The organism is Pseudomonas sp. B2021, assembly GCF_018135665.1.
Classification (GTDB): Bacteria; Pseudomonadota; Gammaproteobacteria; order Pseudomonadales; family Pseudomonadaceae; genus Aquipseudomonas; species Aquipseudomonas lactis.
This window is the reverse complement of sequence record NZ_SMOF01000001.1, coordinates 2,739,383-2,755,286: the sequence shown is the minus strand read 5'-3', so window position 1 is coordinate 2,755,286 and position 15,904 is coordinate 2,739,383. Positions and strand designations below refer to the sequence as shown.

Annotated in this window: 13 protein-coding genes; 1 reads left to right on the top strand and 12 read right to left on the bottom strand. The window is 60.9% G+C overall.

Features of this window, described 5'->3' with window-relative positions:
• Positions 1-340 precede the first annotated feature (340 nt).
• From E1K68_RS12230 to iolC, 11 genes are all read right to left on the bottom strand, one after another.
• A complete protein-coding gene (locus E1K68_RS12230; protein ID WP_003191668.1) occupies positions 341-1,363 on the bottom strand; it encodes an ABC transporter permease in 1,023 nt (340 codons plus the stop codon).
• A gap of 26 nt (positions 1,364-1,389) precedes the next feature.
• Positions 1,390-2,943 carry a sugar ABC transporter ATP-binding protein gene (locus tag E1K68_RS12225; protein WP_003191670.1) on the bottom strand — a complete coding sequence of 518 codons (1,554 nt, stop codon included), beginning with the start codon at positions 2,941-2,943 and terminating at the stop codon, positions 1,390-1,392.
• Positions 2,944-3,007: 64 nt separating this feature from the next.
• Positions 3,008-3,943, bottom strand: coding sequence for a sugar ABC transporter substrate-binding protein (locus E1K68_RS12220; protein WP_003191671.1), 936 nt, complete (start codon positions 3,941-3,943; stop codon positions 3,008-3,010).
• Between the two features lie 49 nt (positions 3,944-3,992).
• Positions 3,993-4,169, bottom strand: a complete 177-nt coding sequence (locus E1K68_RS12215; protein ID WP_003191673.1) for a hypothetical protein — start codon at positions 4,167-4,169, stop codon at positions 3,993-3,995.
• 126 nt (positions 4,170-4,295) lie between these two features.
• Positions 4,296-5,324, bottom strand: coding sequence for a Gfo/Idh/MocA family oxidoreductase (locus tag E1K68_RS12210; RefSeq protein WP_212614152.1), 1,029 nt, complete (start codon positions 5,322-5,324; stop codon positions 4,296-4,298).
• 150 nt (positions 5,325-5,474) lie between these two features.
• Positions 5,475-6,485 carry a Gfo/Idh/MocA family oxidoreductase gene (locus tag E1K68_RS12205; RefSeq protein WP_003191675.1) on the bottom strand — a complete coding sequence of 337 codons (1,011 nt, stop codon included), beginning with the start codon at positions 6,483-6,485 and terminating at the stop codon, positions 5,475-5,477.
• A gap of 19 nt (positions 6,486-6,504) precedes the next feature.
• Positions 6,505-8,436 carry a 3D-(3,5/4)-trihydroxycyclohexane-1,2-dione acylhydrolase (decyclizing) gene (gene iolD / locus E1K68_RS12200; protein WP_212614151.1) on the bottom strand — a complete coding sequence of 644 codons (1,932 nt, stop codon included), beginning with the start codon at positions 8,434-8,436 and terminating at the stop codon, positions 6,505-6,507.
• Between the two features lie 148 nt (positions 8,437-8,584).
• A complete protein-coding gene (locus E1K68_RS12195) occupies positions 8,585-9,406 on the bottom strand; it encodes a TIM barrel protein (RefSeq protein WP_212614150.1) in 822 nt (273 codons plus the stop codon).
• Positions 9,407-9,432: 26 nt separating this feature from the next.
• Positions 9,433-10,221: a 5-deoxy-glucuronate isomerase gene (gene iolB / locus E1K68_RS12190; RefSeq protein ID WP_003191678.1), complete on the bottom strand. Its 789-nt coding sequence runs from the start codon at positions 10,219-10,221 to the stop codon at positions 9,433-9,435.
• Positions 10,222-10,224: 3 nt separating this feature from the next.
• Positions 10,225-11,112, bottom strand: a complete 888-nt coding sequence (gene iolE / locus E1K68_RS12185; RefSeq protein WP_034134955.1) for a myo-inosose-2 dehydratase — start codon at positions 11,110-11,112, stop codon at positions 10,225-10,227.
• Positions 11,113-11,260: 148 nt separating this feature from the next.
• Positions 11,261-13,198 carry a 5-dehydro-2-deoxygluconokinase gene (iolC, locus tag E1K68_RS12180; RefSeq protein ID WP_120248132.1) on the bottom strand — a complete coding sequence of 646 codons (1,938 nt, stop codon included), beginning with the start codon at positions 13,196-13,198 and terminating at the stop codon, positions 11,261-11,263.
• Between the two features lie 284 nt (positions 13,199-13,482).
• On the opposite strand from iolC, the gene E1K68_RS12175 reads away from it, so the two are divergent.
• The gene (locus E1K68_RS12175) at positions 13,483-14,391 is read left to right on the top strand and encodes a MurR/RpiR family transcriptional regulator (protein ID WP_003191682.1); all 909 of its coding nucleotides are present in this window, start codon (positions 13,483-13,485) and stop codon (positions 14,389-14,391) included.
• 137 nt (positions 14,392-14,528) lie between these two features.
• Here E1K68_RS12175 and E1K68_RS12170 read toward each other — a convergent pair whose 3' ends face one another.
• Positions 14,529-15,434 carry a hypothetical protein gene (locus tag E1K68_RS12170; RefSeq protein ID WP_003191684.1) on the bottom strand — a complete coding sequence of 302 codons (906 nt, stop codon included), beginning with the start codon at positions 15,432-15,434 and terminating at the stop codon, positions 14,529-14,531.
• Positions 15,435-15,904 lie beyond the last annotated feature (470 nt).

Below are 15,904 nucleotides of genomic sequence, written 5' to 3'. Positions count from 1 at the left end.
CGGAAGGGCGCCGTCCATTTCAAGCGCCACCCGGCACTCAATTTACGAGGGGCGGCAGTCTAAGGCCGACTTGAGGGCGCAGCAACTGAAAAGACAGGCATTTTTTCCCGATCAACCCCCAAAAGCACCAGGACGGGCTTGGCGAATGGTCATCGGAGTGCGTTTATAGCAAGAAATTCAGTGTTATGGAGCTATATAGAAGACAAACGGTTGAAAGGGCCTGGCCCCCTGTAGGAGCGAGCTTGCTCGCGAAGCATTCAAGGACACCGCGTTCAATCAGATAGCCCGCGTTATCTTTGTAGCTTTCGCGAGCAAGCTCGCTCCTACAAGGGGCAGGTACTCAGCGCTTGAGCTTGCGCTTGTTGCGGTATTGGTCGATCACCACCGCCACCACAATGATCAGGCCCTTGATGATGTCCTGGATATACGCGTCCACCCCGACAAAGGTAAACCCGCTGGCCATCACCCCGAGGATCAGCGCGCCGATCACCGTGCCGGTGATGCGCCCTACTCCACCGGCCAGGCTGGTACCGCCGATCACTGCGGCGGCAATCGCGTCCAGCTCGTAGGACATGCCCATGCCGGCCTGCCCCGTCGCTGCACGTGCCGAGGCCACCACGCCGGCCAGGCCCGCCAGGAGACCGGCGATGCTGTAGACAATGATCAGGTGGCGCTTGACGTTGATCCCCGAGGTACGCGCCGCCTGCATGTTGCCGCCAATGGCGTAGGTGTACTTGCCATACTTGGTGTAACGCAGGGCAATGTGGAAGATCACCGCCACCACCAGGAAGATAATCACCGGCATGGCGCCATGGCCGATTGCTGTGTAGGAGTCCGAGAGCATGCTCACCGGCTGGCCTTCGGTGTAGTAGCGCGCCAGGCCACGGGCCGAGACCATCATGCCCAGGGTCGCGATAAACGGCGGGATGCCGGTGACCGCGATAATGCTGCCGTTGATCGCCCCCGCTAAAAGCCCCACGCCCAAGCCCATCGCCACCGGGATCCACACCGGCAAGTCGGTGAGGGACGGAAACACCGCCCGGGAAAAGTCGGAGGTTTGCGCCAGGCTGGCAGCAATCATCGCTGACAACGCCAGCACCGAGCCGGACGACAAGTCGATGCCCGTGGTGATGATCACCTGGGTCACACCGATGGCCAGAAGGCCAATGATCGACACCTGCAGGATCATCAGCACCAGGCGCTGGGAGTTCATCAGAAAGCTCTGGTCGCGCACGATCCAGCCGAACAATTCAAACACCAGGCCGATACCGATCAGCACCAGGAAGATACTCAGCTCGGTGGGCATGCGTCGACGGTTCTTGACCGGTGCGGTTGCCGGCTTGTTGTCTGTTATTGCGTTCATAACCCATCACCTTCTTATTCTGTAGATCAGTGGACTGCGGTCATCCCGGAAGCCAACTGCATGACTTTTTCCTGGGTCGCCTCGGCGCGGTCCAGGGTGCCCATCAGCTCACCTTCGTGCATCACCATCACCCGGTCGCTCATGCCGAGCACTTCGGGCAGTTCGGAAGAAATCATGATCACCGCCATACCTTCGCTGGCGAGGAAGGCGATCAAGCGATAGATCTCGGCCTTGGCGCCCACGTCGATGCCGCGTGTCGGTTCATCCAGGATCAGCAAGCGGGGGTTGGTCATCAGCCAACGCGCCAGCAAGGCCTTTTGCTGGTTGCCACCGGACAAAGTGTCGATGCATTGCTCCAGGGACGGGGTTTTCACCCGCAGTTTCTTGCACATGTCTTCACACAGGGCGCGCAAAGCTTTCTGCTGGATAAAGCCGTTGCCCGAATAGTGCGGCAACACCGCCATCTCCATGTTCTCCAGCACCGACAGGCACGGGAACAGGCCGCTGAGCTTGCGGTCCTCGGTCAACAGCGCAAAGCCTTTCTCGATGGCCATATGCGGGTCGGTAATGCGCACCGCCTTGCCGTCCAGGGTGATTTGCCCGCTGGAGCTTGGGGTGATGCCAAAAATAGTTTCCGCCACATTGGTGCGCCCGGAGCCCATCAGCCCGGCGATCCCGAGGATCTCCCCGGCGTGCAGGTCGAACGATACGTCTTTGAATACGCCGTCCAGGCTCAGGTCGCGCACCGACAGCAGCAGGTCACCAATCGGCGTCTCGCGCACTGGGAACAACTGGCTCAGCTCACGCCCGACCATCATCGAGATGAGGCTGTCGCTGTTCATGCTGTCGGCCCGTTGCAAACCGATGTATTGGCCGTCACGGAACACCGCCACTTCATCGGCGATGGCGAACACTTCGTTCATTTTGTGGGTGATGTAGACGATGCCTTTGCCCTGGGACTTGAGGTCGGCAATGATCGAAAACAGGTGGGCCACTTCCTTGTCGGTAATGGCCGAGGTGGGTTCATCCATGATCAGGATGTCGGAGTCATAGGACACCGCCTTGGCAATCTCGACCATCTGCCGTTCGGCAATGCTCAGGTTGCCGACCTGTTCTTCCGGGTCGAGGTTGATACGCAGGCGCGCCAGCAGCTCGGCGGTGCAGCGGTGCATTTCGCGGTGGTTGACCATGTGCAGGCTGTTGAGTTGTTCGCGGCCGATCCAGATGTTCTCGGCGATGCTCATATGGGGCATCAGGTTGAGTTCCTGGTGGATCATCGCGATCCCGGCCTTTTGCGCGGCCAGCGGCGTTTCAAAGGTGATCGGCTTGCCACGCAGGCGAATTTCGCCGGCGTCGGGCTGGTAGATGCCGGCGATGATCTTCATCAGCGTCGACTTGCCCGCGCCGTTCTCGCCCATCAACGCCAGCACCGTGCCGGGGCGCACCCGCAGTTGCACATCGTCCAGGGCCACGACACCGGGAAAGCCTTTGCTGATGTTGAGGATTTCCAGCAGGTAAGGTTCGTCCAGCGCCAGCGCCCGGTGGGCGGCGGGCTGAGACGTGGCGGCTTGAGCAAGCATAGGGAGGTACTCCATCTGCAGGGCGGCCGTAACCGCCCTGCCAGCTTTTGTTGTTATGTCGGGGCTACTTGAAGTCTTTGACGTTGTCCGGGGTGATCAACTGGAACGGGATCACCACGTTCTGCTCGACCGGCTCGTTCTTGGCCATCTTGCGCGCTGCTTCCACCGAACCTACCGCCTGGCCCTTGGCGTCCTGAAAGGCCGACACGGTCATGTCACCCTTGGTGATCGCGTTCAAGCCATCGGGCGTGCCGTCGACACCGGCAATCAACACGCTGCCTTTTTCCTTGCCAGCCGATCTCAGGGCCATGGACGCGCCGATCGCCATCTCATCGTTGTTGGCCAGCACCGCATTGAACTCCCGGCCCTGGGTCAGCCAGTCGTTGACCAGGGTCATGCCCCTGTCACGCAACCAGATTCCGGTTTGTTCCTGCTCGATCTTGATGTCCGGGTACTTGGCCAGCACTTCCTTCACGCCCTTCGTGCGGTTAGTGGTGGAGTTGTTCGCCAGGTCGCCCAGCAGGATCACGACCTTGCCCTTGCCGCCGAGTTTTTCGGCGATGTACTGCATTTGCAGGCGGCCGGCCTCGACGTCATCGGAGGTCACGGCCACCACGTCCTTGGGCAGGTCTTTCTGGTCGGGGCGACGGTTGACGAACACCAGCGGAATACCTGCCTTGGTGGCGGCACTGATGATGTTCTTGGTCGACGCGGTATCGACGGGGTTGACGATAATCGCGTCAACCTTCTGGCTGATGAAGTTCTCGACCTGGCTCAACTGCTTGACCACATCGGCGCGGGCATCTTCGAACTGCAGTTGCACGCCATCGCCTTTTGGATAGGACTTGGCTTGCTTGTCCATGTCTTCGCGCAGGTAGGTGAGGAAGGTGTCATCGAACGCGGACATCGTCACGCCCACCTTGAGATCGGCGGCGCCGGCAACGCCACTGGCCAGCAGCATGGACAAGGCCAGGGCGGTAAAACGGATCGGGGTCTTCATGAACGGTCTGTCTCCACTTTCTTGTTAGTTTTTTTCGACGTTGCGTTGATCAGGACTCGGCTGTCAGTCGCACCACCGGCGCGCCTGGAATGCAGCACACCAGCGCGCCCTGGTTTTCGACGCACAGCACATTCAGGAAGGAGAAGTAGAACGGCCGGGCGCGGGGCAGTCCGCGTGGCGCTTGGAGGGGGCGTAAAACTCGCAGTACAGCGTTGAAGATTTTCATCTGACGGTACCTGGTTGTTTTTGATCTTGTTTTTGTTGAGTCGCCCGTAGGTTCCGGGACGTACTTTATGCAACCTGGAAAAGACTGTATTAGAAAATAATTTCCATATCAACCTGTTTTAGAATTTTATTCTATTTTTGTCGAAACCACCTGCTGGCGCTCGGCGCTCAGGCGTGCGGCGTCTAATATACGGGTGGTTTCCAGGGCGTCATAGGCGTTGACGGGCAGCGGCCCCTGCCCCATCACGGCGGCTTGCAACTGGCGGTAGAACTGGTTCCAGCAGCCCTTCTCCGACGGCACCCGCTCACGCTCCGGCCCTTGTTCAAACCAGCCCCAGCGTCGATGCTCCTCAGCGCCCCAGTGTTCGCCTTCGGTTTTCGGCGACTTGCCGGCCAGCAGCGCTTCTTCCTGGCCGTCCAGGCCGTCGACGGTGTAGCAACCCAGGCTGCCACTGACGCGAAAGCGCGGCGCCTGGCTGTTCTGCAACGCGTTGCCCCACAGGTGCGAAATCACGCCGTTGGCGTGGGTGAGGGAGACAAAGAAGCCGTGGTCTACCGTGGGATGTTCAGGGGTGTAGTGCAATTGGGCGAACACCCGCTCCACCGGGCCGAACAGTTGCAGCGCCTGGTCGACCAGGTGGCTGCCCAGGTCGCGCAGCCATCCGCCACCGCTGGCAATGCCCACGGCCTGCGGGCTGTAGCGCTCCACGCGGGATTCAAAGCGGGTAATGGTGCCCAGGGCGCCGGCGTCGATCAGTTTGCGCAGGGTCAGGTAGTCCGAATCCCAGCGCCGGTTCTGGTAGACGCTGAGCAACGAGCCCTGGCGCTCGGCAGCGGTAATCAGGGCCTGGGCTTGTTCGGCGTTGGCGGCAAAAGGTTTGTCGCTGACCACCGCCACCCCATGCTCGATGGCTTCCAGCACCAGGGCCGGCCGACCTTTCAAGGTGGTCGAAATCACCAGGGCATCGACGCCGGCTTCGACGATCTGGCCGATGGAGTCGAAGGCTTTGACACCGGGAAGATCAGTACTCAATTGCTGGCGACGTTCGGGTGAACGCGTCACCACGCCGACAAAGGTGGCGTCAGGCAGGGTGGCGATCAGCGGCGCATGAAAAAAGCGCCCACCGTGACCGTAGCCCACTAGTCCGATTCGCATGTTCAACTCCGGAATTGATTTGGAAACCCAATCAACTGTGGGAGCTGGCTTGCCTGCGATAGCAGTGTGTCAGGCAATGAATTTGTCACTGATAGACCGCTATCGCAGGCAAGCCAGCTCCCACAGTGTTAACCACATTTCTTCAGTGAGTTAGCCGTAGAAGCGCGGGCGATCCGGCAGGCTGACTTTCACAATCTGCCCACTGCCCTGGGCTTCAATACACGCATCCGCCGCCACCGCCGCCGCAAACCCATCCCAGGCCGACGGCCCGCCGACTTGCCCGGCCAGCACGCTGTCGATAAACGCCTGCAACTCCACGTCATAGGCACCGATAAACCGATCCTTCCAATCCATCAGGATCGCATTGGACAGCTTCGCCTCGCTGCGCAGTTGCACCTGGGACGGCTCCGGCAACTTGGCGATGCCGCTCTCCCCTACCACTTCACACTGGATGTCGTAGCCGTATTGGCAGTTCACAAACACTTCCACGTCGATACGCGTGCCTTTGGCGGTTTCCAGCAGCACGATCTGCGGGTCACGCAGGTGCGCCAGCGCCTTGCTGGTCTTGCGCGGGAACACCACCTGCACGGACACGTAGTCGTCATTAAGCAGCCAACGCAGCACGTCCAGCTCATGGATCAAGGTGTCGGTGATCGCCATGCCGGTGTTGTAGTTCTCGCCCACCGTGGGGTTGCGGTGCGCGCAGTGCAGCATCAACGGCTCGCCAATCTGGCCGCTGTCGATCACCGCCTTGAGGGCGCGGTAGCCTTGGTCGTACGGGCGCATGAAACCCACCTGGACCAGGCGTTTGCCGTGGGCCACTTCGGCCTCGACAATGTTGCGGCACCCCTCGGCCGTCACCGCCAGGGGTTTCTCACAGAACACCGGTTTGCCGGCGGCAATCGCGGCCAGCACAAATTCTTCATGGCTCGGCCCCCAGGACGTCACCAGTACCGCTTCGACCTCTGGCGAGTTGATCAGCGCATGGCCGTCCGGGTACACCTCGGCGTCCAGCTTCAAATCCGCCACCACCTGGGCGGCTTGTTCAAGGTTGATGTCGGTGACGGCCACCACCTGGCTGTTGAGCAAGGCCTGGCTGCAACGACGAATATGGTCCCGGCCGATGGCGCCCGTACCGATCACTCCAAGCTTCAAAGACATACAAACACTCCTCTTGTTGTTAGTACTGCCGGGCCTTGGCCAGGTGTTCATTGAGTTTTTTTGCCGCTGCATTCGTGCGCTCACTGGTGGACACTTGCGCCACCCCCACCCGCCACCACGACAGGTAGCCGTGGACCATGGTCTTGGGCAGCACCTTGATATCGATCAGCGTGGAGACGGTTTGCGTGCGGGCATCGGCCAACGCCGCTTCCAGCTGTTCCAGCGTGCTGACCTTGTAGGTCTTGCAGCCATAAGCCGCCGCACTCATGGCGAAATCCACCGGCACCAGGCCACCGTCGAGCTTGCCGCTCTCGGGGTTGCGGTAGCGGAACTCGGTGCCGAAGCTGTCCATGCCATTGCCGATTTGCAGGTTGTTGATGCAACCGAACGCCATGTTGTCCAACAGCACCACGTTGATCTTGCGCCGCTCCTGGATCGAGGTGGCCAGCTCCGAGTGCAGCATCATGTAGGAGCCATCGCCGACCAGGGCGTACACCTCCTTGCCTGGCTCGGCCAGCTTCACGCCCAGGGCGGCATTGATTTCATAGCCCATGCATGAATAGCCATACTCGACGTGGTAGGTGTTGACGCCCTTGCTGCGCCAGGCGCGCTGCAAATCGCCGGGCAGGCTGCCGGCGGCGGCCACAATGATCGCGTCATCGGCCAGGCGTGCATTGAGCACGCCGAGCACCGCGCTTTGGGTCAGGCACGAACCGGTCAGTTCGATGAATTCGCGCAGGACGGCACGGTCCAGGTGGTCGTCGACTTCGGGGACGAACTCATCACCCAGGTATTGCACCTGATGCACGCGGTCCACTTCGGCGTCGAGTTGCGCCTTGGCGTCGGCGATCTGCTCGCCCCAGCCCGAGCGGTAATCGCCCAGAGCAGTGGCCAGTGCTTCAAGGGCCACTTTTGCATCGGCCAGCACTTGCACACCGTCCAGCTTCAAGGCATCGGCTGGGCTGATATTGAGGTTGAGAAACTTCACCTCGGGGTGCTTGAACAGCGATTTTGACGAGGTGGTGAAGTCGGTATAACGGGTGCCGATGCCAATAATCAGGTCGGCCTCGGGCGCCAGCAGGTTGGCCGCCAGGCAGCCGGTTTCGCCGATGCCGCCGACGTTCAGCGTATGGCTGGACACCAGGGCGCTCTTGCCCGCCTGGGTTTCCGCGAAGGGAATATCGAACCGCTCGGCAAAGGCTTGCAGTGCCTGGTTGGCGCCGGAGTACTTGACCCCGCCGCCGCAAATGATCAGCGGCTTGCGCTTGCCACCAAACGCCGCCAGCGCGTCATCGAGCATGGCGCGGGTGGCCGGGCGTCGGTCGATGCGGTGTACGCGTTTTTGCAGGAAGTAATCGGGGTAGTCCCAGGCTTCGGCTTGTACATCCTGGGGCAAGGCCAGTGTTACCGCGCCGGTTTCGGCCGGGTCGGTCAGCACGCGCATGGCGTGGATCGCCGCGGTCATCAGTTGCTCGGGGCGGTTGATGCGGTCCCAGTACTTGCTCACGGAACGGAAGGCGTCGTTGGTGCTGATGCTCAGGTCGTGGAACTGCTCGATCTGCTGCAACACCGGGTCGGGCTGGCGGCTGGCATACACATCGCCGGGCAGCAACAGCAACGGGATGCGGTTGGCGGTGGCGGTGGCTGCGGCGGTGAGCATATTGGCCGCGCCCGGCCCGACCGAGGCCGTGCACGCATAGATCTTGCGGCGCAGGTGCTGCTTGGCAAATCCGATGGCGGCATGGGCCATGCCTTGCTCATTGCGGCCCTGATGCACCACCAGGTCGCCGCTGTCCTGCTCCAGGGCCTGGCCGAGGCCCAACACATTGCCATGCCCGAAAATAGTGAATACGCCGGCGACAAACTTGCTCTGTACGCCGTCGACTTCGATGTATTGGTTGTCCAGGAACTTCACCAGGGCCTGGGCCATGGTCAATCGTGTTGTGGTCATTACTTGCACCTTGTGTGACTGCAATTGAAGGGTTCAACACCGATCCAGTGTGGGAACTGGCTTGCCTGCGATAGCGGTATGTCAGGCAATACATGTGCAACTGATAGACCGCTATCGCAGGCAAGCCAGCTCCCACATTTTGATCGCGTTATGGCAGGGGCTTTTGCAAGTACGCCATGCTGCTGCCCAACGCCTGCCGGATATCCGCCAACCCATGCACGCTTTCGGCAAACGGCTCGAACGACAAATAGCCGCTGTAGCCGGTGCTCAGCAAGGTCTCGATCTGCGCCGCATTGCCGAGGATATCGTCCTCGCCCACCAACACGCGGTGGCCGTCGCGGATCGAGTCCAGCGGCGCCTCGCGGTCTTCCACTCCGGAGATATGCACCAGGCCGGTCAGTTCCGGGAAGAACTCATGCTCGCCGGCCAGGTGATGGTGAAAGGTGTCGTGCACCACCCGGAATACATCCAGGCCACCGATGGCCTTGATGGCATCCACTGCCACGCGCTTGCGGCGCAGAGCGGATACCGTGAAGCCCAGGGGCTCGATGAAACCGAGAATCCCGTACTCGCGCAGGATCAACGCCAGTTCGCTCAACGCCGTGCGCAAACCGGCGGCGCGCTGCGCGTCGTTGCGCGTATCGCCAGGCTGATTGAACGGGCACATCACCAAGCCTTCGGCCCCGCACTCACGGGCGTAGGTGGCCAGTTCGATTGCCTGGGCACGGCGCTCGTCGTTCCACACATCAAAGGGGTACAGCGCGTTGATCGACAGCACCTTGATACCCTGCGCTGCGCACAACTCGCGCACGCGGCTGGCGGGTGTGCCGTATTCGATTTCACGGTTTTTGAGGTCGTTGCGGATCTCAATGGCCTCGCAGTTGAGGGCAGCCGCCAACTGGATGAAATCCGGCAAGGACAGGTGGGGGGCGACTATGCGGTTAAGGGCAAAACGTAGCGGCGACTTCATTGTTTTTGTTCTCCGTCCAACACCGTTTAGAGGTCCAGCAGCCAGCTGTGCTGCGGGTCGTTATGGAAATGCCAGGCGCGCTTGGGGCCGGCCATCACGTTCAGGTAATAAGACTCGTAGCCGTACGGCACGCTGACCGGGTGATAGCCCTTGGGCACCACCACCAGGTCGCTGTTTTCCACGGCCATGGCCTGGTCAATGCTGCGATCGTCGGTGTACACGCGCTGGAATACAAAGCCCTGGGGCGGGTTGACCTGGTGGTAGTAGGTCTCTTCCAGGAAGCTCTGGTGCGGCAGGTCGTCGGTGTCGTGCTTGTGCGGCGGGTAGCTGGAGGAATGCCCGGACGGCGTGCGTACTTCCACCACCAGCAGCGAATGGGCCGGCTCGCTGTCGGGCAGGATGTCGCACACGTAGCGGGTATTGGCGCCTTTGCCGCGCACACTGCGCTTGCACTGCTCGGGGCGGATTAAGCGCGGGGCAAAACCCTTGGCACCCGGCGCTGCGCAGACGGCGATCTGCACATCGCTCAGGGCCGTGACCTGGGCGTCGGTGCCCGGCGGGAAATAGGCGGCGAACGGTGATTTGTCTTCGAACACCGACTGGCGATCACCCAGGTTCTGCCAATTGAAACCTTCACCTTCGATATTCACCCGACCGCTGAGCAGCACCAGGCACAGTTCCTGATCACCGGCGCTGACCGGCAGGGTTTCGCCCAGGCTCAGGCGGTAGGCGGCAAAGCCTACGTACTCCAGGCGACCCGCCTCCAGGGCAACCATGGTTTGCCCGCGTTTGCTGCTTTTGACCAACAAGCTCATCACTCAAGTCCTCTGGTTGAGAAGCGCACGCAGGGTGTCGTAACCCTTCTTCGCGTAGATATAGCTGGGCGCCACGGCCGGGTCCTGCTCGGCTTCCACCACCAGCCAGCCCTTGTAGCTGGCCGCGAGCAACACATCCAGCAACGGTGCGAAGTCGATATCTCCATCGCCGGGCACGGTAAAGGTGCCGTTGACGATGCAGTCCGGGAAGCTCCACATCTGGTTGCGCGCCAGTTGCACCACGGGTTTGCGTACGTCCTTGAAATGCACATGGCAGACGCGGTCGATATGCTTGCGCAGTACTTCGATGGGTTCGCCGCCGCCCATGTAGCAGTGGCCCGAATCGAACAGCAGGCCGACTTCCGGGCCCGTACGTTTCATCAACTGGTCGATGTCGTCGGGGGATTCGACGTAGGCGCCCATATGGTGGTGGTAGGCCAGACGCACGCCCTGGGACAAGGTGAAGCGCGCCAGCTCGGTGAGCTTGTCGGCGTAAGCCTGCCAGGCCTGTTCACTGTGAAAACGCGGGCGTTCAATCAGGCGGATCCGCGAGCCCTGGATCGAGTCGGCCACTTCGCCGTATACCAGCACCGAGGCGCCGTTGTGTTTGAGCAGTTCGACATGGCCGGCAATGGCTTCGATTTCTTCAGCCACCGAACGGCGGGCCAGGCGGCTGGAGTACCAACCGGACACCAGCGCCAGGTCATAAGGACGCAGCACGTCAGCGACGCCCTTGGCATCCTTGGGGAATTTGCCGTTGAGTTCAAAACCTTCGTAGCCGATGTCCTTGCCTTCGCTCAGGGCCGTGCTCAGCGGGGTCTCACCGCCGAGGGCCGGGAGGTCGTCGTTGCTCCAGGAGATCGGGTTGATGCCAATTCGGATTGCGGGCATGGCTGCACCTTTTGTTTTTATCTTCAGAATTCACTGGAATCTGCTTTGTGTGGGAGCTGGCTTGCCTGCGATAGCAGCGTGTCAGGCAGAACATTTGCAACTGATAGGTTGCTATCGCAGGCAAGCCAGCTCCCACATCTGATCGTATTTACTGTCGGGCACTGAGCCAGGCATTGATGAGCTGTTCGAAGGTCTGCTGCACCTGCTGGATCAGCGTTTCGTCATCAATCTCCCCCGCCATCCACGCCCGGCTCGGCTCGTGGAAGATCGTGCGGCCCACGGCAAACCCACGGCAGGTGCTGCTCTGGCTGGCCTGCTTGAAACCATCGGCGAGAAACTCGGGGGAAGCATTCAGGCCCAGCAACACCACGCCGCGGCAGTAGGGGTCGCGTTCCTGGATCAGTTCGTCGAGCTTTTTCCAGTCTGCGGCCGACTGGGTTTCGATCTTCCACCAGGCCGGGTAGATGCCCAGGTTGTAGAGGCGCTTGAGGCTGCGATAGAGCACGTCCGGGTAGGTGGACGGGTGATCCTTGGGCGGGATGACTTCCAGCAGCAGTTCGTGGCCACTGACCAACGACGCCTCGTACACCGCCTTGAGTTGCGCTTCCTGTTCCAGGCGCAGCATCGGCTCGTCATCGGGGTGAAATTGCACCAGGCACTTGATGATGTGTTCCTGGGGCCAGGCAATCAGGTTGCTGCCAATTGAACGGCCGTGCTCGAACGCCAGGGGCCGCGAGTTCTGCACCTCCACCGGGCGCGCGATCCACCAGCCGCGACCCGTGGCCGCGTTGAGTGCATCCTGGCCAAAGCGTTGGTCGGCGAGCAGGCCCACATCGGCCTCGACGCCCTGCTCGCTGAGTTTGCGCTCCACGCGTTCGATGGCCTGGATAAACAACTGCTTGATGTCGCTGATACGCTCAGGGGCCTGGCCGCCTTTTTGCGCCAGCTCCACCAATTGCCAGCGGTGGTCGAAGGCAAATACGAACAGTTGCTTCCAGGCTTTGCGCGGCACCGTGACACGGTGCAGGCGTTGCAGGGTCACGTCCTGGTCCGGCCGGGTGATGGGCACGGGGCTGCTGAACAGGTAATCGAGTTCGGCGGGGGTCGGCATCGCTGGCGCACAGGCGTGGCGCGACACCACCAGGCCGCCACAGGCATTGGCCAACTGGCTGCAACGCTCATCGCTGGCGTCATTGATCCAGCCGCTGAGAAAGCCCGACATAAAGGCATCACCGGCGCCCAGCACGTTGAGCACTTCAACCCGTACACCGGGGTAGATCGCCCCGTCTTCCAGGCGCGCGGGAATCGCGCCGTGGATCACCGTGCAGCCCTGGGGGCCGAGCTTGACCACCAGGGTCGCCGGGGTCAGTTCACGCACGGTACGCAGGGCCGTGAGCAGGTCTTCACTGCCGCCGGCGATGAGGAATTCCTCTTCGGTGCCGACGATCAGGTCGAAACGCGGCAGGATCTTCTGCACATGCTGGCTGACATTCTGGTCGGCAACAAAACGAGTTTCGCCATCGGCCTTGCCGGCCAGGCCCCACAACACGGGGCGATAGTCGATGTCCAGCACGCGCTTGACGTTGTGCTTGGCCGCATAATCCAGGGCCTGCAGGCTGGCCTTGTACACGCCGTCGGTGGAGAAATGCGTACCGGTGATCAACAGCGCCTTGCTCGAGGCAATAAAGGCTTCGCTGATGTCTTCGGCGCGCAGGGCCATGTCGGCGCAGTTTTCGCGGTAGAACACCAGGGGGAAGGTTTCACGGTCTTTTAGGCCCAGCAGCACCAGGGCGGTGAGGCGCTCCGGGTCGACCTTGATGCCGCTGACATCGCAGCCTTCGCGGGCCAGGGACTCCACCAGGAAACGGCCCATGTGGTCATCCCCTACCCGGCTCAGCATCGCCGACTTGAGCCCAAGCCTGGCGGTGCCGAAAGCGATATTGGCGGAGGAACCGCCCAGATACTTGGCGAAGCTGGACACATCTTCAAGCCGCGCACCGACTTGCTGCGCATAGAGATCGACGCCCAGGCGCCCGAGGCAAATCAGATCCAATTGACGCCCACTGGCAAAACGAGTCTGGCCCATGCTGGCTCCTGTTATTTTTATCAGCCTGCGTTGTGCCGCCGTGGCGACGGCAAACGCTCTTGGTGGGAGCAGACTAGAACGTCCGCGGGCAGCAATCAATATTTATTCCATAATTATTTTTAGTGGAATATTTTTTCCAATACCTCAGGATAGTGGCACGCCAGCGCCCATGCATCGTTTCAGCAGGCCACGCGGGCCGTGATGCCGGGGTATTTTTTTGCGCCTACCCTGTAGACTTGCGCCACCCATCAGCGCATCAGACGAACACGCCAGAAGGATTGCCCATGTCCCGCACCGATCCCGAGACCACCCTGGAAGAAACTGTCGCCAGCCCTCCGGTCAATGCCGAACGCCTGTTGCAGCTGATCACCGACGAATACGAGAGCCTGCCGCGACAGCTCAAACGCATCGCCAGTTACATGAGCCAGCAGAGCGACCGGATCATGGTCGACCGCATCAGCGACATCGCCCGCGAGTGCGAAGTGCACCCCTCGGCCATCGTGCGGTTTTCCCAGCGTTTCGGCTTCAGTGGGTTCAGTGAGATGCAGGCTTTGTTTCGCGAGGCGTATACCCACAAGACCACGCCGGTGCAGAACTACCAGCAGCGCATCCGCAGCATGATCGCCAACAAGTCGCAGAAGGCCAGCGGCGGCGACCTGGCGCGCGAGTGCGTCAACGCCACCTTGTCGGGCATCGAACGCCTGGGGCTGGAGCTGGACGACGCGGCCTTCGAGAAAGCCGTAGACCTGGTGGTCAATGCCGACAACATCTACGTGGTTGGCGTGCGCCGCTCCTTTGCGGTGGCCGACTACCTGGTCTACAACCTGCAGCACACCAACAAGCGCATCCACTTGATCTCAGGCCTAGGCGGCAGTTACCGCGAGCAGATGCGCAGCGTACGCGCCAATGACCTGGTGATTGCGATCAGTTTTACGCCCTACGGCAAAGAGACCCAGCACTGCCTGCGCATTGCGCAGCATCACCAGGCCAAGACCCTGATAATCACCGACAGCAACCTGTCGCCCCTGGCCAAGCGGGCGAACGCGGTGCTGTTGGTCAATGAAGGTTCTTCGTTTGCTTTCCGCTCGCTGAGCGCCACGCTGTGCCTGTGCCAGGCGTTGTTTATTGCGGTGGCGTATCGGTTGGAATTGAAGGTGGATGAGATCCATGAGCAGGTAGGATTTGACGACTGACAAGGCTTGCTCTATTTGCCCTCTGTAGGAGCGAGCCAGGAGTGGGTTTAGTGCATGAAGATCGCAATCAGGATGATCACTGGAATCGGCACGCCGAGGAACCACAGCAGTAATGAGCGCATCATGTTCTCCTTGAATTAACGAACGTAGTTTTCGGTTTCGACGTACACCACGGCATCCCGGCGGCGACCGCCGAAGGTGGCGGCGAAGCTGGCGAAGAACGCCCCGATGAGCAGCGCTACAAAGGTCCACAGCGAGGTGTAAGCCGCCACTTTCGCTGCGGTTTCAGCAGCTTGCTTGGCTTTGAGCTTGGCGTCTTCGACGGCTTTGCGCGCATCGCCATAGACCTTGTCGATGCGGGCTTCGGCATCGGCCTGGCTCAGGTTGGTACGTTGGCTGATCAGTTGGGCCAGGTAGGCACGATCTTCCGCTGCCAGTTGGCCGTCGTTGCTCAACGTGCGCGTCAGGATGCGACCGACTACGGCGTGGGCTGCATCATCGCTGACCGCCGCGGGGCGATCATCGCGGAACAGGCTGTCGACGTAATAACCGAAGTCACCACTGTCGGCACCCTTGGCCGCACTGCCCGCCGCCTGGGTGAGGCCGCTGGCCGCGCCCGAAGCCACACTCGCACCCGCTTTCACGCCGCCGCTGACCACACTGCTGACCGAACCGACCACCAGCATCGCCGTGATCAATGTGGCCACTGCCCACGCCAGGAAACCATGGGCGGTATCGCGAAAGTACACCTCGTCGCCGTGCATGTTGGCCCACTTCACCCGCAACCGACCGGCGATGTAACCGCCCAGGCCAGAAGCGACAATCTGGGTGAACGCCAGCCAGACAATCGTGGAAATGCCAAGGCCCTTGGCGCTGATACCGCTGTTAGCCCACGGCGACACCGCCGAAAAGCCCAGGCCGAAACCCAGCAACACCAGGATCAATGACAAGGCGGCCGCCGCAGCGGCACCGGCGAAAATCGCCCCCCAGGAAACCCCGGAGAGCGTGCTTGACTCTTGCAGCGTGGATGAGGATGTGATCATTGTTGTTTTGCTCCAGGCACGAAAAATGATGTTACAAGTCTCAAAACGGACAGTGCAGGCAGCGTGCCAGCTGCGACTAAAATTAAATTCCTTTAATTTCAATGGTTTATTTAAATTGAACTTAGCCAGATCATGCAGGTTGCAATAAATGGCGATATCAGGCGGGCGTAATGCACTCTCCTGTGGGAGCTGGCTTGCCGGCGATGGCGGCGTGACAGCCACTGAATATGCCAGCAGGTAAGCCGCCATCGCAGCATAGGTATCTACACAACTTTGTGGACTGTAACAGCGGACGGTAACCACGATGCGAAGCGAGCCGCTCTTGATCTGCTTTTGATCTTGATCTTAGGCGCCCCGTTAAACCACGCTGGCCGGAATTCGACAGGTATTTGGGGGGTAAACCGGCAGGGATGCCGGTGGATTACGGGCACACCGAGCCTAAGCGAGGTGCCGAGTGGTGGGGCAAGAGC